Origin of the sequence: Proteus vulgaris (assembly GCF_016647575.1) — a bacterium.
GTDB lineage: Bacteria > Pseudomonadota > Gammaproteobacteria > Enterobacterales > Enterobacteriaceae > Proteus > Proteus mirabilis_B.
In genome coordinates, this window is the sequence record NZ_CP032663.1 from 3,023,069 (window position 1) to 3,044,989 (window position 21,921).

At 38.9% G+C, this 21,921-nt stretch carries 15 protein-coding genes; 5 read left to right on the top strand and 10 right to left on the bottom strand.

Features of this window, described 5'->3' with window-relative positions; translation table 11 throughout:
• Positions 1-66 precede the first annotated feature (66 nt).
• The 5 genes from D7029_RS14010 (at position 67) to D7029_RS14030 (ending at position 11,032) form a co-directional block, all read left to right on the top strand.
• On the top strand, positions 67-1,626 hold the full coding sequence (locus tag D7029_RS14010) for a sulfatase-like hydrolase/transferase (protein WP_194950976.1): 1,560 nt from the start codon (positions 67-69) through the stop codon (positions 1,624-1,626).
• 146 nt (positions 1,627-1,772) lie between these two features.
• Entirely contained in the window at positions 1,773-2,657 is an 885-nt protein-coding gene (locus D7029_RS14015) for an OmpG porin family protein (protein ID WP_194950977.1), read from the top strand.
• 36 nt (positions 2,658-2,693) lie between these two features.
• Positions 2,694-4,859, top strand: a complete 2,166-nt coding sequence (locus tag D7029_RS14020) for an autotransporter outer membrane beta-barrel domain-containing protein (protein ID WP_194950978.1) — start codon at positions 2,694-2,696, stop codon at positions 4,857-4,859.
• A gap of 11 nt (positions 4,860-4,870) precedes the next feature.
• Positions 4,871-7,936 (top strand): chondroitinase family polysaccharide lyase, encoded by a 3,066-nt coding sequence (locus D7029_RS14025; RefSeq protein ID WP_194950979.1) that lies wholly within the window; start codon positions 4,871-4,873, stop codon positions 7,934-7,936.
• A gap of 54 nt (positions 7,937-7,990) precedes the next feature.
• Entirely contained in the window at positions 7,991-11,032 is a 3,042-nt protein-coding gene (locus D7029_RS14030) for a chondroitinase family polysaccharide lyase (protein WP_194950980.1), read from the top strand.
• Between the two features lie 1,678 nt (positions 11,033-12,710).
• Here D7029_RS14030 and D7029_RS14035 read toward each other — a convergent pair.
• The 10 genes from D7029_RS14035 to kbaZ all read right to left on the bottom strand — a co-directional run bounded on the left by D7029_RS14035 (position 12,711) and on the right by kbaZ (position 21,898).
• On the bottom strand, positions 12,711-13,772 hold the full coding sequence (locus D7029_RS14035) for a glycoside hydrolase family 88/105 protein (RefSeq protein WP_194950981.1): 1,062 nt from the start codon (positions 13,770-13,772) through the stop codon (positions 12,711-12,713).
• 17 nt (positions 13,773-13,789) lie between these two features.
• Entirely contained in the window at positions 13,790-14,545 is a 756-nt protein-coding gene (gene kduD, locus D7029_RS14040) for a 2-dehydro-3-deoxy-D-gluconate 5-dehydrogenase KduD (RefSeq protein ID WP_098942141.1), read from the bottom strand.
• A 79-nt stretch (positions 14,546-14,624) separates the two neighbouring features.
• On the bottom strand, positions 14,625-15,455 hold the full coding sequence (gene kduI, locus D7029_RS14045; RefSeq protein ID WP_098942140.1) for a 5-dehydro-4-deoxy-D-glucuronate isomerase: 831 nt from the start codon (positions 15,453-15,455) through the stop codon (positions 14,625-14,627).
• Positions 15,456-15,498: 43 nt separating this feature from the next.
• The gene (gene nagA, locus D7029_RS14050) at positions 15,499-16,668 is read right to left on the bottom strand and encodes an N-acetylglucosamine-6-phosphate deacetylase (protein WP_088494878.1); all 1,170 of its coding nucleotides are present in this window, start codon (positions 16,666-16,668) and stop codon (positions 15,499-15,501) included.
• Positions 16,665-17,099, bottom strand: coding sequence for a PTS galactosamine/N-acetylgalactosamine transporter subunit IIA (gene agaF, locus D7029_RS14055; protein WP_194950982.1), 435 nt, complete (start codon positions 17,097-17,099; stop codon positions 16,665-16,667). Before agaF ends, nagA begins: the two co-directional genes overlap by 4 nt.
• 101 nt (positions 17,100-17,200) lie before the next feature.
• On the bottom strand, positions 17,201-18,091 hold the full coding sequence (locus tag D7029_RS14060; protein WP_088494876.1) for a PTS system mannose/fructose/sorbose family transporter subunit IID: 891 nt from the start codon (positions 18,089-18,091) through the stop codon (positions 17,201-17,203).
• Positions 18,081-18,848: a PTS N-acetylgalactosamine transporter subunit IIC gene (gene agaW, locus D7029_RS14065; protein WP_088494875.1), complete on the bottom strand. Its 768-nt coding sequence runs from the start codon at positions 18,846-18,848 to the stop codon at positions 18,081-18,083. Before agaW ends, D7029_RS14060 begins: the two co-directional genes overlap by 11 nt.
• Positions 18,849-18,895: 47 nt before the next feature.
• Positions 18,896-19,390 (bottom strand): PTS N-acetylgalactosamine transporter subunit IIB, encoded by a 495-nt coding sequence (gene agaV, locus D7029_RS14070; protein ID WP_023581440.1) that lies wholly within the window; start codon positions 19,388-19,390, stop codon positions 18,896-18,898.
• A gap of 24 nt (positions 19,391-19,414) precedes the next feature.
• Complete coding sequence (locus D7029_RS14075; protein ID WP_194950983.1) at positions 19,415-20,605, bottom strand: SIS domain-containing protein; 1,191 nt, start codon at positions 20,603-20,605, stop codon at positions 19,415-19,417.
• Between the two features lie 12 nt (positions 20,606-20,617).
• Positions 20,618-21,898 carry a tagatose-bisphosphate aldolase subunit KbaZ gene (gene kbaZ / locus D7029_RS14080; protein ID WP_194950984.1) on the bottom strand — a complete coding sequence of 427 codons (1,281 nt, stop codon included), beginning with the start codon at positions 21,896-21,898 and terminating at the stop codon, positions 20,618-20,620.
• Positions 21,899-21,921 lie beyond the last annotated feature (23 nt).

A 21,921-nucleotide genomic window follows, 5' to 3' on the forward strand; every position in this document is an offset into this window, starting at 1 on the left:
TTACACAAAAGTATAAATAAGATAAAAGCCACCAATTCGAAAGTAAACGTAAAATAGGAGGAAGCAATGACTGTTTCCCGCAGAACTTTTATCAAAGGACTCGCAGCCAGCGGTGCAGCAATGACTGTTTCTACCCCTGTTATTGCTAATTCAGGGAATTCGGCTTCTAACACGCGATCGCGTCCAGAGAATGCCCCTAACCTATTAATTGTTTTCCCAGATGAAATGCGTGCTCATGCATTACAGTTTATGGGGGAAGACCCTTCAATTACACCTAATTTGAATAAATTTGCGAAGCAAGCCAAAGTAATGACGCAGATGGCTTCAAACTACCCTCTTTGCTCTCCATTTCGCGGCATGTTTATGACAGGCCAATACCCTGTTCGTAATGGTATTACAGGAAATGCGCATGACTACGGTGGTAAAGTAGGTATTGATTTATCTCCTTATGCTAAATGTTGGTCTGATGTTTTAAAATCGCTCGATTACAGCACTGGTTATATCGGTAAATGGCACCTTGATGCGCCTTACGAACCATTTATTGAAAGTTATAACAATCCAATGGAAGGCCGCTATTGGAATGAATGGGCAGCACCAGATAGACGCCATGGTTTTGATTTTTGGTATTCTTATGGCACTTACGATTTACATTTAAAACCAATGTATTGGGCAAACGATACCCCTCGTGATAAGCCAATTTACATTGATCAATGGGGACCTGAACATGAAGCTGATATGGCAATCAAGTTCCTCAAAAATGAAAATAATCAATTTAGAGACAATTCAAAACCATTTGCATTAGTGGTTTCAATGAATCCACCTCATTCACCTTATGATCAAGTACCGAAAAAATACCTCGATGCTTATCAAGGTAAGACCTCAAAAGAGCTAAATACACGTCCTAATGTGCAGTGGGATACTGAATATCAAGAAGGTTATGGCCCTCAATATTTCAAAGAATATATGGCGATGGTCAATGGTGTTGATGAGCAATTTGGTCGCATCGTAGATGAATTAGAAAAACAAGGTCTTGCAGATAATACTCTTGTTGTTTTCTTCTCTGATCATGGCAGTTGCTTAGGAGCAAATGGACAAGCAACAAAAAATAATCCTTATGAAGAATCCATGCGTGTTCCTATGATGTTTCGTTTACCAGGTAAAATTAAACCGGGTTCTGACGATGCATTAATGTCAGCACCAGATATTTATCCGACTATCTTAGGGCTACTTGGTTTATCAGAATGGATCCCTGATTCAGTAGAAGGTACTGATCTTGCAGATAGAGTAGTCACAGGCAAAGGCGACACAGCAAACTCTCAGCTTTATCTCTTTATTCCTTATGGTGAACCTTCATTTGGTAAACGAGGGGTAAGAACCAAAACTCATACTTTGGTTATAGATAGACAAGATGGGCAACCATTGAAATATACTTTATATGACAATGTGAACGATCCATATCAAATGAAAAATATTGCCAAAGATAATATGACTTTAATTGAGAAATTAATTAAAGAAGAATTAACCCCTTGGTTGGAAAAAACAGGAGATTCTTGGCGCGCTACTGAATTCATTACGGCAACAACCAATAAATTAAATAAAACAATATCGACATGTAAAGAAAAATAATAAAAATATCTGCGCCATAATTTTATGGCGCTATATATAAACCCAATTCGCTGATATAAAAAATCCTTTTAATAATATAAAGGGAAAGATGTCCTACACCTAAAAACTGACACAAATAAAAGCGAATAAAGAATTGGATATATACCATGAACAAACTTCGTATTGCTCTTTTTTTACCTCTTCTTGGCTTAGGTTTAACTTCTTTTCATACTCAGGCAGCTAATGTCAACGCCATGTTTTCTTGGGAAACAGCAGATTACGATACACCAAATAACTATGCTGGTTATCGTGTGGATTTTAATATTAATCCAGATAAATCTAACTGGTATTTCGATGTTGGTTTTCGTCAACGTGAGCATGACAATAAGAACCGTTATCAACGTTATGATTTACAGGGTAGTTATCGTTTTAAATTAAATAATGGTTGGATCCAACCCGGTTTAAAAGTACGTCAAGATCTGACGAACTATGATAATGGTAGCCGCTTAACCATTGATTTTTATGAATCAAAAACCAATTACCAATTTCCAATTAATAAAGATTGGGTTTTAACGGGTAGCGTTTTATTTGGCTTACAAAAGAAAGAAGACAAACGTAGTAATGGAGTCACAAATACGGATTATTTAGGCTGGGAAATTGAACCGGGTCTACGTTATTTTGTCACTCCTAATATTAATACAACTGTGGCTTATTTTGATGGTGGTAAACAAGCAATACGACATGAAGAATACGACACAAAAGAAACAAACCATAATCAACAATTACGTATGTATGTAAACTGGACGACTCCAATAGGATTAATTGTTTCTCCATCAATGCGTAAATCTATTTTTGGAAAAATAGAAGATAGAACAAATAAAGGCGTTTATATCGAAAAAGATATGACACGTTATACCTTACAAATGGCTTATCAAATATCACCTCAATGGCGAGTCATGACGGAATATTATAATGAACGAGTTGAAAATAAAAACGATGGAAGTAAATCAACTCAGGATTATTTCAAAGTTTCATTCCGAGCAACATTCTAATAATTAAAATCATATAATTGTTCATGGAGTTATATTGTGAAAAATAAAAAATTGTTATTTTTGAGCGCTGCTATTTTATCAGCTATTTATGGTTCAGCATGGGCGGCAGAATGTGATCCTACTTTAAATATCTGTGAAACAGTTAATATTAATGACGGGAATACAGCTCAAATAAATAAAGATGTTACTGTTTCTCAAGGTGATGGCGTTGTATTTAATGGCTCATCAACAGAATACAAGGCTCAAGCAATTACAAAAAATATTACTGTTACTGGTGATGGAGCCAGCGCCATCAAAATAAATCAAGGGGCTTCTTTTAGCAGTAATATCAACTTAAATGGCGCTAATGTGACCAGTGAAAATGGTACAGCCATATTGGTTGAAGGTGATTTCCCTAAACGAGGTACGGGAGTTTATATCAGAGACAGTGCCATTATTCGTGGAAAAACGGCAGCCATTGATTTTAGAACACTGAAAACAGGCTTTAGAAGTGATGTAAATGGCGAGATCCACGGTGATATTTTAGGAAATGGCCATGCGGATACCAAAATAAATTTCGCTTATCAAGGTGGTGCTCAAAATGCCCTATTTGATGGATATAAAATTACAGGTGTTCCATTAATTGAAAATCACGGCAATTTAACTATCCAAGGAAAAGATAGAACGATCCACTGGGAAGGTAATTTCATGAATAAGGAAAATAGCCAGCTAATTTTCCGCCTTGATGATAATACCAATACTGATGAAACTATTCTTCATGTTGACGGTGATGTCACCTTTAAAAAAGGTAGCCAAGCCAAATTGGATTTTAAAGGCACCAGTGTCGATAACATCATTAATAAAGATATCGTATTAATTTCTTCCAATTCAGCTATTAAAGATGAAGCTGGGATTACGGTTACAGATGCGAATGCTATTGCACCCGATGTTTCACCGTTATTAGAAAAAACAGATTCATGGTTAGAGACTACACCACCTAATATTAGCGGTGGTGTTAGTGGCAATCAATTAGTTGCGCGTTATGGCATTAGCTACGAAGGTGGTAATAACTTTATTAGTGCTGCCGAACGTGGTGGTGTCAGTGAAAATGGATTAGCAGCAGCCAATTTTGTTATTCCAACTGTATTAAATGAATTTAATAATACGCGTAGCCAAGTCTCAGATGAAGCACTGAGCCTATTAGTCGCAGCTGGAAATGACGACAATAATATTGCTGCATTATCAAATGATTTAGCCCCTATTGCCGATGGTAGTGATATTCAAGCGGGATTAATCATGGTTGAAGATATGCGCAATAATATTGCTCATCGCTATTTACGCTATGATAACCAATTACCTATTGAAGAAAGAGAAGCTGGCTGGAATAGCTGGGCTAATGTGTTGTACGGTTATGGTACGCAAAGCAATCAAGGTGGAATTAACGGTTACAACACTTACCGCACAGGTATTCAAATCGGTACTGATTACGAAATTAATCAAGATGCTCTTATCGGTGTTTCTTTTGCTTATAACTACGCAAAGGCTGATGCCAAACAACGTAACGCAAATAAAGAAATTAACCATTTTGAATTTATGCCTTACACCGGTTGGTATAGTGACACATTATTCCTAAACGGTAATTTAAATATTGGTTATTACACTGTTGATAGCGAACGAGATATCGGTGGTAATACTGGATGGGAAGGAAATACCAAAGCAAAAGGTAACTATTCTGGTGTGCAATTAGGTTATCAAATTAACGCTGGAACCTATTTTGATTTTGATTTCATCCATATTAAACCAATGCTGACTTACCAATATCAATGGCTAAATATTGATTCATGGGAAGAAACGGGTTCTGCATTATCTATGCGAACTTATGGTCAACGCTACGCTGTTAATCAATTAGGTGGTTCAGTCGCTTTATGGAATAGCTATCAAACCTCTTATGGCAAATTAACTCCATCCCTTAATCTACGTTATTTCAAAGATATTGCAGGTGACAATAATATTAATCAACGTCATAGCCTCACTTATTTTAATACAGGAGGAAGCACCTTCGATATTAAAGGAAATCGCGTTGGTGGCGACATTATTAGTGCTGAATTAGGTGCCAATCTTGATATTACCCAATCGTTAAATTTAGGCACAACAATGGGATATCAGCGTTATGACAAGTTCAATGAAGGACGCATTGGCTTCACCGTTAGCCAACGTTTCTAAGGAGAAAAATAATGCCGATATTTCGCTTTACTGCACTTGCTATAACACTGGGGCTATTATCAGCCCCTTATAACGCGCTTGCAGCTACCAGCAATCCTGCATTTGATCCTAAAAATCTGATGCAGTCAGAAATCTATCATTTTGCGCAAAGTAACCCATTAGAGGACTTTTCATCAGATAAAAACTCAACACTGACGTTATCTGATAAACGTAGCATTATGGGAAGCCAATCCATTTTGTGGAAATGGAAAGGTGGCAGTAGTTTTACTTTGCATAAAAAACTTATTGTCCCAACAGATAAAGAAGCGTCTAAAGCATGGGGACGAGCATCAACACCTGTTTTATCATTTTGGCTTTATAATGAAAAACCCATTGATGGTTATCTTACTATCGATTTTGGGGAAAAGCTCAATTCAACAAGTGAGGCGCAAGCGGGTTTTAAAGTAAAACTAAATTTCACTGGCTGGCGTGCTATTGGGATCTCTTTAAATAACGATCTTGAAAATCGGGAGATGACCTTAAATGCAATGAATACCTCTTCTGATGGTACTCAAGACAGCATTGGTCGCTCTTTAGGTGCTAATGTCGACAGCATTCGATTTAAAGCCCCTTCTAATGTAGGTCAGGGTGAAATCTATATCGATCGCATTATGTTTTCTATCGATGATGCTCGCTATCAATGGTCTGATTATCAAGTTAAAACACGCTTATCAGAGCCTGAGATCCAATTTCATAACGTTCAACCTCAGTTACCCGTGACACCTGAAAACTTAGCAGCGGTTGATCTTATTCGTCAACGCTTGATTAATGAATTTGTCGGTGGTGAAAAAGAGACAAACCTCGCACTAGAAGAAAATATTAGTAAATTAAAAAGTGACTTTGATGCACTCAATATTCACACTTTAGCGGATGGTGGAATACAAGGGCGACATCTGATCACGGATAAACAAACTATTATTTATCAGCCAGAAAACCTTAATACTCAAGATAAGCCGCTTTTTGATAATTATGTCATTCTTGGTAACTACACGACATTAATGTTTAATATCAGCCGTGCTTATGTTCTTGAAAAAGATCTGACACAAAAAGCTCAGTTAAAACAGATGTACTTATTAATGACAAAGCATTTATTAGATCAAGGCTTTGTTAAAGGGAGTGCACTAGTCACAACCCATCACTGGGGATACAGCTCTCGTTGGTGGTATATTTCTACACTATTAATGTCTGATGCCTTAAAAGAAGCAAATCTACAAACTCAAGTTTATGACTCATTACTGTGGTATTCACGAGAGTTTAAAAGTAGTTTTGATATGAAGGTAGGAGCAGATAGTTCAGACTTAGACTATTTCAACACCTTATCTCGTCAGCACTTAGCCTTATTACTGCTAGAGCCTGATGATCAAAAACGCATCAACTTAGTTAATACTTTCAGCCATTACATCACTGGGGCATTAACCCAAGTACCATCAGGCGGTAAAGATGGTTTACGTCCTGACGGCACAGCGTGGCGACATGAAGGTAACTATCCGGGTTACTCTTTCCCTGCCTTTAAAAATGCCTCTCAGCTTATTTATTTACTACGTGGCACACCATTTTCAGTGGGTGAAAGCGGTTGGAATAACCTGAAAAAAGCGATGGTTTCAGCATGGATTTACAGTAACCCAGAAGTCGGATTACCTCTTGCAGGGCGACATCCCTTTAACTCACCTTCGTTAAAATCAGTTGCTCAAGGCTATTACTGGCTTGCAATGTCTGCAAAACCATCTCCTGATAAAAAGCTCGCTTCTATTTATCTTGCGATTAGTGATAAAACTCAAAATGAGTCGAATGCTATTTTTGGGGAAACTATTGCGCCAGCTGCTTTACCTCAAGGCTTCTATGCCTTTAATGGTGGTGCTTTTGGTATTCATCGCTGGCAAGATAAAATGGTGACATTAAAAGCTTATAACACCAATGTTTGGTCATCTGAAATTTATAACAAAGATAACCGCTATGGTCGTTATCAAAGCCATGGTGTAGCCCAGATAGTCAGTAATGGCTCGCAGCTTTCGCAAGGCTATCAACAAGAAGGTTGGGATTGGAATAGAATGCCAGGGGCAACCACAATTCATCTTCCTCTTAAAGAGTTAGACAGCCCTAAGCCTCATACGTTAATGCAGCGTGGAGAGCGTGGATTTAGTGGAACATCAGCCCTTGAAGGTCAATATGGCATGATGGCATTTGATCTGATTTATCCTGCTAATCTTGAGCGTTTTGATCCTAATTTCACTGCGAAAAAGAGTGTATTAGCGGCTGATAACCACTTAATTTTTATTGGTAGCAATATAAATAGTAGTGATAAGAATAAAAATGTTGAAACTACCTTATTTCAACATGCCATAACGCCATCATTAAATACCATTTGGATTAATGGGCAAAAAGTTGAAGCGCTACCTTATCAAACAACACTAAAACAAGGTGATTGGTTAATTGATAGCAACGGTAATGGCTATTTAATTACTCAAGCTGACAAAGTGAATATCAGTCGTCAACACCAAACTTCGGCTGAAAATAAAAATCGCCAGCCAACAGAAGGAAACTTCAGTTCAGCATGGATTGATCACAGTGTTCAACCTAAAGATTCTAGTTATGAGTATATGGTCTTTTTAGATGCAACTCCTGAAAAAATGGGAGAAATGGCTAAAAAATTCCGTGAAAATAATGGGTTATATCAGGTTCTTCGTAAAGATAAAGATGTTCATATTATTTACGATAAACTCAGCAATGTGACGGGGTATGCCTTTTATCAATCTGCGTCAATCGAAGATAAATGGATCAAAAAGGTTGATAAACCTGCGATTGTAATGACTCATCATCAAGGAAATACACTCACTGTTAGTGCTGTTACACCGGATTTAAACATGACACGCCAGAAAGCAGCAACTGCCGTTACTATCAGTGTCATCGTCAACGGGAAATGGCAACCTACTGATAAAAATAGCGAAGTAAAATATAACGTTTCAGGTGATAGCACTGAACTGACGTTTACCAGTTACTTTGGTATTCCACAAGAAATCAAACTTTCACCTCTCTCTTGATATCACTAAAAGGGACGCACTTGCGTTCCTTTTTTATTTGCAGGAAATCTGATTATGCTAATAAAAAACCCTTTAGCACATGCAATAGCATTAAGCTTATGTTTATCATTACCCGCACAGGCATTACCTTCCCTTTCCCATGAAACTTTCGGTGATATTTATCTCTTTGAGAGTGAAATACCTAATACCCTCACTACGTCAGATAATAATCAATTATCACTGAGTAAACAGCATGCAAAAGATGGTGAACAATCACTCAAATGGCAATATCAACCACAAACAACATTAACACTAAATAATATTGTTAATTACCAAGACAATAAAAATACAGCAACACCACTCACTTTTATGATGTGGATTTATAATGAAAAACCTCAATCTTCCCCATTAACATTTGCATTTAAACAAAATAATAAAATTGCATTACGTTTTGATACTCAACTAGATTTTACGGGATGGAGAGGTATTGCAGTTCCTTTTCGCGATATGCAAGGCACTGCAACAGGTCAATTTGATCAATTAGTGATAACAGCCCCAAATCAGGCTGGAACGCTCTTTTTTGATCAAATTATTATGAGTGTACCTTTAGACAATCGTTGGGCAGTTCCTGACTATCAAACACCATATGTAAATAATGCAGTGAATACAATGGTCAGTAAAAACTGGAGTGCTTTACTGATGTACGATCAGATGTTTAAAGCGCATTATCCAACTCTAAATTTTGATACCGAATTTCATGACGATCAATCTGAGATGGCATCAATTTACCAGCGTTTTGAGTATTATCAGGGAATTAGTAGCGATAAAAAAATCACCTCTGACATGCTCAATAAAAATTTAGCGCTCTGGGAAAAATTAGAATTAACACAACACGCTGATGGCTCAATAACAGGAAAAGCACTAGATCATCCTAACCGGCAAAACTTTATGAAAGTCGAAGGTGTATTTAGTGATGAGACAAAACAAGCATTGCTTGATGCTAATATGCTAAGAGATGTGGGTAAAACACTTCTTCAAACTGCAATTTACTTGCGTAGTAATTCCTTATCAGCAACCGATCGAAAAAAATTAGAAGATCTCTATTTATTAGGAACTCGTTACGTCCTTGAACAAGGTTTTACACAAGGTAGTGGTTATCAAATTATCACTCATGTTGGCTATCAAACCAGAGAGCTTTTTGATGCATGGTTTATTGGGCGCCATATTCTTGCAAAAAATAACCTTTTAGCCCCCACTCAACAAGCAATGATGTGGTACAACGCCACTGGACGAATTTTCGAAAAAGACGATGAAATCGTTGATGCAAACGTTGATATTCTCAACACTCAATTACAGTGGATGATAAAAAGCTTACTGATGTTGCCAGATTATCAACAGCGCCAACAGGCTTTAGCACAACTACAAAGCTGGCTAAATAAAACCATTCTAAGCTCAAAAGGCGTTGCCGGTGGTTTTAAATCTGATGGTTCTATTTTTCATCATTCACAACATTATCCAGCCTACGCTAAAGACGCATTTGGAGGTTTAGCACCAAGTGTTTATGCGTTAAGTGGCTCGCCTTTTCGCTTATCAACTTCAGCACATGAGCGTTTAAAAGATGTTCTGTTAAAAATGCGGATCTACACTAAAGAGACACAAATTCCGGTGGTATTAAGTGGCCGTCATCCCACTGGATTACATAAAATTGGGATCGCTCCATTTAAATGGATGGCCTTAGCAGGAACTCCTGATGGTAAACAGAAGCTAGATCCCACATTATCCGCTGCTTATGCAAAATTAGATAACAAAGCACATTTTGAAGGTATTAAGGCTGAAAATGAACCTGTTGGTGCATGGGCAATGAATTATGCATCAATGGCAATACAACGCAGAGCGTCAACTCAGTCACCACAACAAAGCTGGCTTGCGATTGCTCGAGGTTTTAGTCGTTATCTTGTTGGTAATGAAAGCTATGAAAATAACAATCGTTATGGACGCTATTTGCAATATGGGCAATTGGAAATTATTCCTGCTGATTTGACTCAGTCTGGATTTAGCCATGCTGGATGGGATTGGAATCGATATCCGGGAACAACCACAATCCATCTTCCATATAACGAACTTGAGGCAAAACTTAATCAATTACCTAGTGCGGGTATTGAAGAAATGTTGCTTTCAACTGAGAGTTATTCTGGTGCCAATACATTAAATAACAACAGTATGTTTGCTATGAAATTACATGGCCACAGTAAGTATCAACAACAGAGCTTGAAGGCAAATAAATCCTATTTCTTATTTGATAATAGAGTGATCGCTTTAGGCTCAGGTATTGAAAATGATGATAAGCAACATTCGACAGAAACAACACTATTCCAGTTCGCTGTTCCTAAATTACAATCAGTGATAATTAATGGCAAAGAGATTAATCAATTAGGTACTCAATTAACTTTAAATAATGCAGATACTTTAATTGATCCTGCTGGTAATTTATATAAGCTAACTAAAGGACAAACTGTAGAGTTTAGTTATCAAAAACAACATTCACTTGATGATAGAAATTCAAAACCAACAGAACAAGTATTTGCAACAGCTGTTATTTCTCATGGTAACGCACCGAGTAATGCAAATTATGAATATGCAATAGCTATCGAAGCACAAAGTAATAAAGCCCCTGAATACACGGTATTACAACATAATGATCAGCTTCATGCGGTAAAAGATAAAATAACCCAAGAAGAAGGATATGCTTTTTTTGAAGCCACTCAGTTAAAATCAGCGGATGCAACATTATTATCCAGTGATGCACCTGCTATGGTCATGGCTAAAACACAAAATCAGCAATTAACATTAAATATTGTTAACCCTGATTTAAATTTATATCAAGGTATAGAAAAAGACCAAGTCGATGATAAAGGTGATCAAATTGAAGTCAGTGTTTATTCTCGTCATTGGCTTACAGCAGAATCGCAACCAATAAATAGTACCATTACCGTAAAAGGAATATGGAAATTAGCAACACCTCAAGCCGGTGTTATTATTAAGCACCAAAATAACAATACTCTTATTACTACGTCAACAATACAGGCAACGCCTACTGTTATTAATTTAGTTAAGTAAATTTCGTAACTTTTAAACTAAAGAGTCTCGACATAAAAACATCGAGACTCTTTTTTATTAAAAATAAGTTAACGAATAAATTAATTATTTTAAATAACGAAAATAAATCGCTCGCTTTATTATTGAGAATAAATGTGTTGTGCTCAATGCTTATTTTGTTATTCTCTGCGCGGGTGCTTGGATCAATCTGGTTCAAGCATTTTGCAAGCACCAGAAAGAGAAAAGCCCCGGAAAATATATTCATATTAACCGAGGCGGACTCAAACCCTAACAATTTGATTCTGCCTCCTTATAAAGGAGCTGTCAAGAAGATGAACAAACATTCTCTGATTAGTGTGATTGTTATTAGTATAAATATCACGGTATTACTGATAACTTTATTCTATAATAATCCAATCGAGAATTTCACCATTAATAGTGAATATATAAATGTTCAGGTTAAGTTTATCAATAATAAACACTTCCCTTGTGGGGGAGCATTCCCCCACAGTTTTCTCATTAATTGATTACGGTTTAATCTAAGCACCCAAATTTATAATAAGAGGTAACAGATTATTGTTACCTCTTATTTTATTAGTTACCTTAATTAACGAATCAATTAATTATTTAAAAGAGCGAAAACAAATCGCTCGCTTTATTATTTAGAATAAATGTGTTGTGCTCAATGCTTATTTTGTTATTCTCTGTGCGGGTGCTTGGATCAATCTGGTTCAAGCATGTCGCAAGTACCAGAAAGAGAAAAGCCCCGGAAAATATATTGTATATTCACCGAGGCGGACTCAAACACCAACAATTTGATTCTGCCTCCATTTTTATCGGAGTGCAAGAGGAAATGAAAAAATATTCTTTAATCGGACTGATGATCGTGACGATGATAATATCGAATCTCGTATTATTAGAGAGTAAATATCTTATTTATTCAAACCAACTACTGGATATTTAATTGTTCAGGTTAATATAGCTTTTACTTTATATTAATCTTGTGGGGAAGCGATCCCCCACAATTTCCTTTTTCAAGAGTTGTGTATTTATCTCAGCACCCAAATTATAATAAGAGGTAACAGATTATTGTTATCTCTTATTTTATTAGCTATCCCAATTAACGAATCAATTAATTATTTTAAATAACGAAAATAAATCGCTAGCTTTATTATTGAGAATAAATGTGTTGTGCTCAATGCTTATTTTGTTATTCTCTTCGCGGGTGCTTGGATCAATCTGGTTCAAGCATTTTGCAAGTACCAGAAAGAGAAAAGCCCCGGCCAATATATTGTATATTCACCGAGGCGGACTCAAACATAGACAATTTGATTCTGCCTCCATTTTTATCGGAGTGCAAGAGGAAATGAAAAAATATTCTTTAATCGGACTGATGATCGTGACGATGATAATATCGAATCACGTATTATTAGAGAGTAAATACCTTATTTATTCACACCAACTACTGGATATTTAATTATTCAGATTAATATAGCGTTTACTTTATATTAATCTTGTGGGGGAGCGATCCCCCACAGTTTCCTTTTCCAAGAGTTGTGTATTTATCTCAGCACCCAAGTTTAAAATAAAAAAGCCGACCTTATTTTTTGGTCGGCATCCTAGATAGGAAAATATTGCGCGGAAGGCATGTGAAGCGCAAGAAAAACAACAAAGCGTCAATATCAAAGCTCTAGCAATTTTACAAAAGATTTAAAACTTCACTTCCTGCCAATAAATAAACACCAGCACCATAATCCATATTATGTTCAAACTTCACTTCACGAGGGTTAAATGCCGGAAGTTGAACCCAACCTATCATGCCATTGTCATGAATACAGGTTTGTAATGCTGACCATGCTCTATTTAATGCAGGAAAATACACATCTTTCTCTAATATTCCCTGATTAATTCCCCATGCTAATCCATAACAAAATAACGCTGTCGCTGAACTTTCTGGAGCAGGGAAATTATCGGGATCGAGTAAACTAGTCCGCCAAAAACCATCTTCATGTTGATAATCTAGGATGGAGGTCGCTAATTCTTTAAACAATGCAATATAACGTTCACGATCATGATAATCATCAGGCATATATTTTAAGATGCGAGGTATCGAAGCTAAAACCCAACCAATACCACGGCTCCAAAATACTTTTTCACCATTAGCTTCGCGTAATTCATTACCTTGACCATCAGGAATATAGCGATGATCACGGAAGATAAGCCCTGTTTCAGGATCACGTAAATGGTCAATCGCATCCCAATAAGCTGTGTGCATATAATCTAAATAGCGTCGTTCATTGGTGATTTCAGCTAATGCAGCAAATCCTGGAGGCGCCATAAAAAGCGCATCACACCACCACCAATCTTCGCGGCCAGGCTTTGGCTCATTAAGCATGATATCAAATGCTTTGATTGTTGGTTCAATCACTTCAGATTGTTCAAAAAGCGGGCTAATGGCGAGATAAGCTTGAGCGCAAACATGATCATCAGCAAAACGAGCATTAGGACCTGTTCTAAACCCTGTATGCAGTGTGTAATTCAATATGCCATTAAGATATTCTTCGTCTTGTGTAGCTTGCCATGCCGCACTTACACAACTCCATAAAACACCGCGTTCCCAATCTGTATCTTTAATAAAACGGGTTTTACCACTACGGCGACGAACACTGCGAACTTGATTAGCCGATTGATAACGATACACTCGCTTCATGTTTTGTAATACAAGCTCTCTTTGCAAAGTCTCTGTATTAGCGTGTTCCATCCTATTTCTCCATGAAATTAACGAGCTAACCAACCACCATCAACAGCAATGGTGTATCCATTAACATAGTCACTGGCTTTAGAGGCTAAGAAAATCGCAGGACCTGCAACATCTTCAGGAGTTCCCCAACGTCCAGCAGGAATACGCTCTACAATAGCAGCATTACGAGCATCATCAGCACGCAGAGCCGCTGTGTTATCTGTTGCCATATAGCCCGGAGCAATTGCATTTACATTGATATTGTACTGAGAGAGTTCAGTCGCCAATGCACGAGTTAACCCCATTACTGCAGATTTACTTGCGGTGTAAGAAGGCACACGAATACCCCCTTGATAAGAGAGCATAGAAGCAATGTTAATTATTTTGCCCCCCTCTCCTTGTTTCACAAATTGGCGAGCCACTTTTTGGGATAAAAAGAATAGTGTTTTCTGATTAATATCAATCACATCGTCCCAATCTTTTTCACCAAACTCCAAAAGATCTTCTCGACGAATAATACCGGCATTATTTACTAAAATATCAATGCGCCCCATGACAGAAATTGCTTCATCCACCAGCGCTTGTAATCCATCTTGTTTCATTAAATTTTGCGTAATGTAATGAAAACGACGCCCTAATGCCTCTACTTGTTGGCGAGTTTCTGGCGCATCTTGAATTCCAACTCCCACAATATCTGCACCCGCTTTGGCTAAACCAATAGCCATGCCTTGACCTAGCCCGGTATTACAACCAGTGACAATAGCAACCTTGCCATTTAAATCGAATAAATTCATAACAATAACCTCTAGGATGTGGCTTTATAGCCACATCTTTTTATATGTAGGATAAGAAGAAAAATGTGACTATTCGTGGTTATTTCAGATCTTTCATTGCTACGTGATCCATATCGTGGAAAACCTGATTTTCACCAACCATTCCCCAGATAAAGGTATAAGATGCTGAGCCCACACCTGAGTGAATTGACCAACTAGGGCTTATCACCGCTTGCTCGTTACGAACAACCAAATGACGCGTTTCCGTTGGCTCTCCCATATAATGGAAAACCACATTGTCATCTTTCATATCAAAATAGAGATACACTTCCATACGGCGTTCATGAGTATGGCAAGGCATGGTATTCCATAAGCTACCCGGTTCAAGAACCGTCATACCCATAGATAATTGGCATGTTGGCAGAACTGAAGGGTGTAAGAATTTATAAATAGTACGAACGTTACAGTTTTCTGCATTCCCAATTTTTTCTGGTGATGCTTGTTGCTGCGTTATTTTGCGAGTTGGGTAAGTATGATGAGCTGGCGCGCAATTCATATAAAAACGTGCCGGTGTTTCTACACTGTCACTGGTAAATTCGACACTTTTAGCGCCCATTCCGATATAAATCGCTTCACGAGGACCAATGTCAAAGACATCACCATCAACAACCACTTTACCAGCACCGCCAATATTAATGGCTCCTAACTCACGTCGTTCTAGAAAAAAATCAACGCCTAACGCTTTACCCGCCATTAATGCTAAAGGCTGTGTTGTAGGAACAATACCGCCAACAATAATACGATCTATATGGCTATAAGTGAGATTCATTTCCCCTTCACAGAATAGGTTTTCAATCAGGAACTCCTTGCGAAGTCCTTCTGTATCAAGCCTTTTAGCATGTTCACTATGAATTGGCTGACGAATTTCCATTATAAATACCTCATTTTTACTGATGGGTGCATAACTAAAAAAGCTATACATTTTCCCCGGATACAGAGTAAATATGATTTCCTCTGATGAATGTATCGGTGAGATGAAAACATTCATCCACCACAGCAAAGCTGGCTTGTCGCCCTGCTTTGATATAACCCAACTTATCGCCGATACCGAGATACTCGGCTGGGATCGCACTCGCCATTTGTACTGCTTCCCATTCAGGAACATGTGCTCGTTGCACCATATTTCTTAATGCACTGTCTAAGCTACATGTACTCCCAGCCAAAGAGCCATCTGCTGTTTTTGCCTGACCTTGGGAGACGCTAACTGTTTGAGCGCCCAGCGTGTAATCACCGTCAGGTAATCCCCCAGCACGCATGCAATCTGTAATTAAAGCGAGTTGTTGATAACCTTTCATGCGATACGCTAATTGCATCATAACGGGGTGAACATGAATGCCATCTGCAATCAATTCCGCCAATACATTGTGATACAACACGGCACCACAACATCCCGGTTCACGATGATGGAGTCCCGTCATTCCGTTATACAAATGCACCCCACAATCAGCACCATGTAAAAATGCATCTGATGTTTGTTCATAAGTTGCCGCTGTATGCGCCACACTAGGTTTAATGCCTCGATTGACCAACCAATCAATCGCCTCCATCGAACCTTGTGCTTCCGGCGCAACAGCGACACGCAATAATGTGTTACCCGCACTTTCAAGCAATGTTTCTAGCTCTGATATTGTTGGTGCTTTTAGATATTTCACAGGATGAGAGCCTCTATGACGCTCAGTAAAATAAGGTCCTTCTAAAAAGCTCCCAAGTAACAATGCACCCGAAGTTTGTGGCTTCGATAAAAATGTACGTACTTGTGATAATGCTTGGCGAATATCATCCATTGGTGCTGTTACTGTTGTACCAACCCATGCAACTACACCTGTTTTCACTAACGCATCAGCTATGGTTTGTAACCCTTCTTGAGTCGCATCCATTACGTCAGCACCTTCACGACCGTGAATATGAATATCCACAAAACCGGGTAGTAACGATTTCCCTTTTAGGCGAATAATGGGGCAATCTGTTGGCGCTTGCGTGGTGATTGATTCAATAACATCGCCTTTAACACGGACATAGCAAAGATAACGAATGCCTTCTGGTGTAAAGGTTCTGTCGGCTAAAATGGCATATTGCTGGCTCATAAACCGTCTTCTTCTTCAGCATCATTGCTGTCTATTAGTGCCAATTGCTCACGAATATCTTGAATACTGTCTTGACCTATTTCGCGTAATGTTTGTACTAACTCTGATGTTGAACACCCTTCTCGTTCGAAAGCCGCATTAACGATCATCGGTAGATTCACACCGGCTAACACTTCAACAGCAGGATTTTGCATCATAATTGCCATTGCACGATTACAAGGGGTTCCACCGGGTAAATCTGTTAAAAATAGATATTGCTGACATGACATTGAGTTAATCGCTTCACGCATTTTTTCTTCAAGTTCATCAGGAGAAATTGACTCAACAAAATCGATAAATGCGATATCTTCTTGCTCACCGGCAATCGCTTTTACGGCTGATGCCATACCAGAGGCAAAATTAAGATGTCCTGAAACAATAAGACCTATCATGAGTGACTCCTTGCGGGCAGCAGAAACCTCTCCTGCCCGTTTATAGCAAGTTAATAATGTATTTCTCGATTGACAATAACGACGGTGGTAAAGGTTCTCTGTTATAAGAATCCTAATACGTGACCGACAACGCCAAATGCAAGAGTTGAGAAAATCAATACCGGAGGCTTACCCCAAAAACCGGTGCTTTTCACCATTTTGTACATCAGGAAAACCAAGCACAGAGGTAGTAAATTCGGCATGATTTTGTCAAAGAGCGCGCTTTGCAATTCAACCACCTTTCCTCCCAGCTCTAACGAGGCGGTGGTTTGCACCTTGATAAAGGTCGCGGAGAGCGCCCCAATGACAAAGATACCCATAATATTGGCAGCTTTAGCTAGCTTTTCGGTGGCATCACTCATATTGACCATCGCAGCGGTTCCTGCGCGATAGCCCATAAACATCAGCCCGAAATACACTAAAAAGTGAACAATTTGATACAAGAAGAAGAAAACAAAAGGCCCCGCAATCGAACCTTCCATAGCAATAGATGCGCCCAATGCTAATGTCAGTGGCATCAGAGTCATATGGTCGATAGCATCACCAATGCCCCCTGTTGGTCCCATTCCCGCAACTTTCATCACGTTAACAGTCGATGGTTTTTCTTTGTTTTCTTCCATTGCAACGGCTGTACCCAATAAAAAGGTAAACAGCTTAGGACTGGCATTAAAAAATTGCAGATGGTTTTTCAGTGATGTTGCATAGTCACGCTTATTGTTCCCATGGATCTTCTTTAATGCTGGGATAATCGAGAAGGCAAATCCACCACCTTGCATACGTTCAAAGTTAAAGTTACCTTCCATAAACAAACCACGGAATGCACACTTCCAAAGGTCGCCTTTAGTGATAACTTTTCTGACGGTGGTATCTTGATACTCATCAATGCCATCAATCAAAGAACCCGTTTCTGTTTTATCCTGCGTTTTCAATGCGGTGCTATTATCAGATACCATCTTCGAAATCCTCATTCTGCTGACTTGTATTTTTGTTGTTACCACTAAAGAAGAAGTAGAGCGCAGCAGCTGATGCGCCTAAAATCGCGACTGCCATAATTGGGAGTTTTAGATAGGTTGTCATCACGAAACCAATGAAGAACACACCAGCGACTTCTTTTGACCACATGATTTTCAACAACATTGCGAAACCAATAGCAGGAACCATTTTCGCTCCGATGCCTAAGCCTTCAAGCAACACTTTCGGGGTATTATCATCAATCCATTGAGCCGCATGTTCACCAAAGTAGACCGTCACAAAGGCAACTAAAGCATAGAGTAATGAACGTACCGTAATTGTGATAATAAGTAACCGAGAAACTCCGGCTGCATCAGCTCTTTCCGCATATCTATCCGCTTTCCCCATTGTGAAAGCCGTCATAGCAAAGAAACCAATCACGAGCATTTGCATTAGCACCGCAATAGGCATACCAATTCCCATGGCAACTTCAGGTGATTGGTTTGTCATTACTGCAAAAGCAACAGCAGCAATCGTACCTAAAGTCACATCTGGCGGCTGAGCACCAGCGTTAGGAACCAATCCTAACCATGCGAGTTCTAACGTTGCACCTGCAATTAATCCAACCTGCATATCCCCCATAATCAGGCCAACAACAGGCCCAGTAATGAGTGGTCTGTGAATATTTAATGCAACGTCATACTTATCTATACCGCAAAAAAAGGCCCATAAAGCCACTAAAGAAGCTTCAAAAATCATAAATAATCCTCAAACCTGCTAATGCAGGTTTTTTGTTCAGGAAATTATCAGGCTGATGCGAGCGCTAGCACATCAACAGGTGTCTGATCGGGTGTGTTTTGGATTGTGCAAGTGACCCCATTTGCGACGAGGCTTTTAAACGCTTCAATGTCGGCATCATTGACTGATACGGTTTTCGCAATTTGACGTTTCCCTTCATGAAAATGCATATTGCCAACATTACAATGAGTAATGGGCACGCCGCCTTCCACTAAACGGGCAACATCTTTTGGGTTATTACACAGAACAAAAATTTTCTGACGAGGCGATGCTTTACTAATAACATCAATAGTTTTTTGAATAGAGAAGAAACGAACAGCGTATTCACCACCCGCTGACGCTTTCATTCCTGCTTGCATAAATGCGGCATTAGGGCCTTCTGCTGCATCATCATTAGCCACTAAAATCAGGTTTGCTTCTGTATGTTTACCCCATGTAATGCGGATTTGACCATGGAGTAAACGTTCATCAATGCGGGTCCAGACAATATTCGGTGTGTTCATGATTAGCTCTCTTATTATATTTTATTAATTTAAAGCAGACTGTGTGTCGTCTTTTTTGTGTGAGAACGGATAAATTGTGACGCCTTGTACAACACGGTTGATTTCTCCTGTCGGAGACGGATTATCAGGCGTATTCCCTAGTGCAATGGAACTGTGAAATGCGAATGATTGCGCCAACATCAAGTAAGGGAACAATAGCGCCACATCAGAACAGTTCTCTAACGCAGGAATATAAACAAAACTCTCTGGTGAGAAAGCGTTATCATTTCGTGCGGTGATCGCGATCACCTTGCCTGATGCATTATCGTGAATAACCTCTCGTAATAAGTCAGTCTCATATTGACGTGTATAAGGATCATTCGAGAAAAACATCACCACTAAAGTTTCTTTATTTACGATAGACTTAGGTCCATGTCGAAAGCCTAGTGGAGTATCAAAACTAGCAACCACTTTACCCGCAGTAAGCTCTAACATTTTCAACGCAGCTTCCTGTGCTAAGCCTTGTAATCCACCACTTCCAAGATAAATAACTCGTTTAAACTTCCCGGCGTATTTATCCCTAATAATTTGATTTGCTTTATTAAACTGCGCTTTATAGTGACTAAAAAACGGAGCAATCGAGTCACTAAAAACGTTATCACCTAAAAAGATGGTTACCGCAGCCATCATCATGGATGAAAAACTAGAGGTCATCGCTAAAGAACGATCGTTTGATTCTTCAGGCATCAACAATGCCAATGCACTGCTGTTATTTTGGCAATACTCATAAAGCTTGCCATTTGCATTACATGTCAGCACCAAGTGATAACACTGTGATAGGCATTCAGTCGCAACATCTAATGCAGCCACACTTTCAGGGCTATTGCCTGAACGTGCAAAAGAAATCAATAACGTAGGAATGTCTTCTGCTAAATATTCTTGTGGATCAGCCACTAAATCAGTTGTTGCAATCGCATCGACGCGACGTTTTGTATGGCCACTTAAAATAGGAGCCAATGCTTTCCCAGCAAATGCAGACGTACCCGCGCCAGTTAAAATAATTCGCGCATGAGGTACTGCCAGCGCTTTATTTAAAAAGGCTTCAATATCAGCACGTTTTTCTTTTACTGATTGCCATGTTTTCTTCCAACATTCTGGTTGTTGCTCAATTTCTTTCGCAGTCCAAAATGCATTCAGTTGCTCTAATTGAGCGGTCTGATAACTTAAATATTCCATGGTTTCCCTCAATTAATGGACATAGCACGCATCGGCATAAACCGATAACACATCACGAATTTTCGCAATAACAAAAGATTCAGGCGATCCGTCAATCATGCCTTCTCTAAATTGGGTAAATTGATAAGGCAGATATTGGCTTAGTAACGGTAATGGAATAGGTTTAATAGATAAGTTATCCATTAATGTGTCGATGGCGGCATTAATCTCAGCATCAGGCCAGTAATAGCGAATACGATCACTAAAACTATACACTCTAGCAAAGGCTTGTTGACGCTCATCACCATGATAGTACTTTTGCCAAAAGCCCGGTTCACGGCACATCAGTTGCTCCATTTTTTCACGTAATTTAGAGCACTGTTCTTGAGGGAATAATGTTTCTTCAATAGAGCAAAGTGCGTATAAACCTTCACGCATTGCAAAAGTTAATGCAGGTCCTACTTTTAAAATGGCAAAGTGATCATGAACTAACTGTTTATAAGCTTCTTTAGTTTGATAATCCGTAGAGTGGGCTTCGAAAACAAGATGAGAATAATCATTTACCACTTGGCTTAATGCTTGTGCTTCTTCTTGTTGATAATCAATGATCCCCGTATGATCAAATTCAACGCCAGGCTGAACAACCAAACCAATCACGCGTTCCCAACAATCACCAATGCCCACATTTTGAAAAGCTTGGCGATGGCACTCTAATGTTTTGCGTGCGGCATCAGGTGAAGTCACTTCAACAGTATCAAGTTCTTCAGCAGCACCGCCCGGAACGGGAACTTCTGTACCAACAACATAAACAATATCACTTGTGCCGAATGTCTCTTTTGCTGTGTTTTCTGCAATCACAGCAAGGCGTGCTGCGCGAGATGCCACAATTTCATCCGTTAAAGGAATTGGATCATCAGCACAAGACATACTGCAATCGAGATGAATTTTTTTAAAACCCGCGGCAACATAATGTGCAATCAACACATCTGCATTTGCCATCGCTTCTTCAGCGTTAAGATGTTGCCAACGATTAGGCCCTAGATGGTCACCACCAAGAATAAGTTTCTCGATAGGAAAACCCACATTTTCAGCTTGTTCAATGACATATTGGTAGAAGTCAGCGGGAGTCATTCCCGTATAACCACCAAACTGATCAACCTGATTAGAGGTGGCCTCAATTAGCAGAAAGGAATCATTATCCAGCGCTTGTAATAGAGCTGCTTCTATTACTAAAGGGTGGGCAGAACAAACAGAATAAATGCCATTCTGTTTGCCTGATTTGTGTTGCTGAACAATCTTTTCTAAAGGATGCATTAAATACTAACTCCATAATCAAC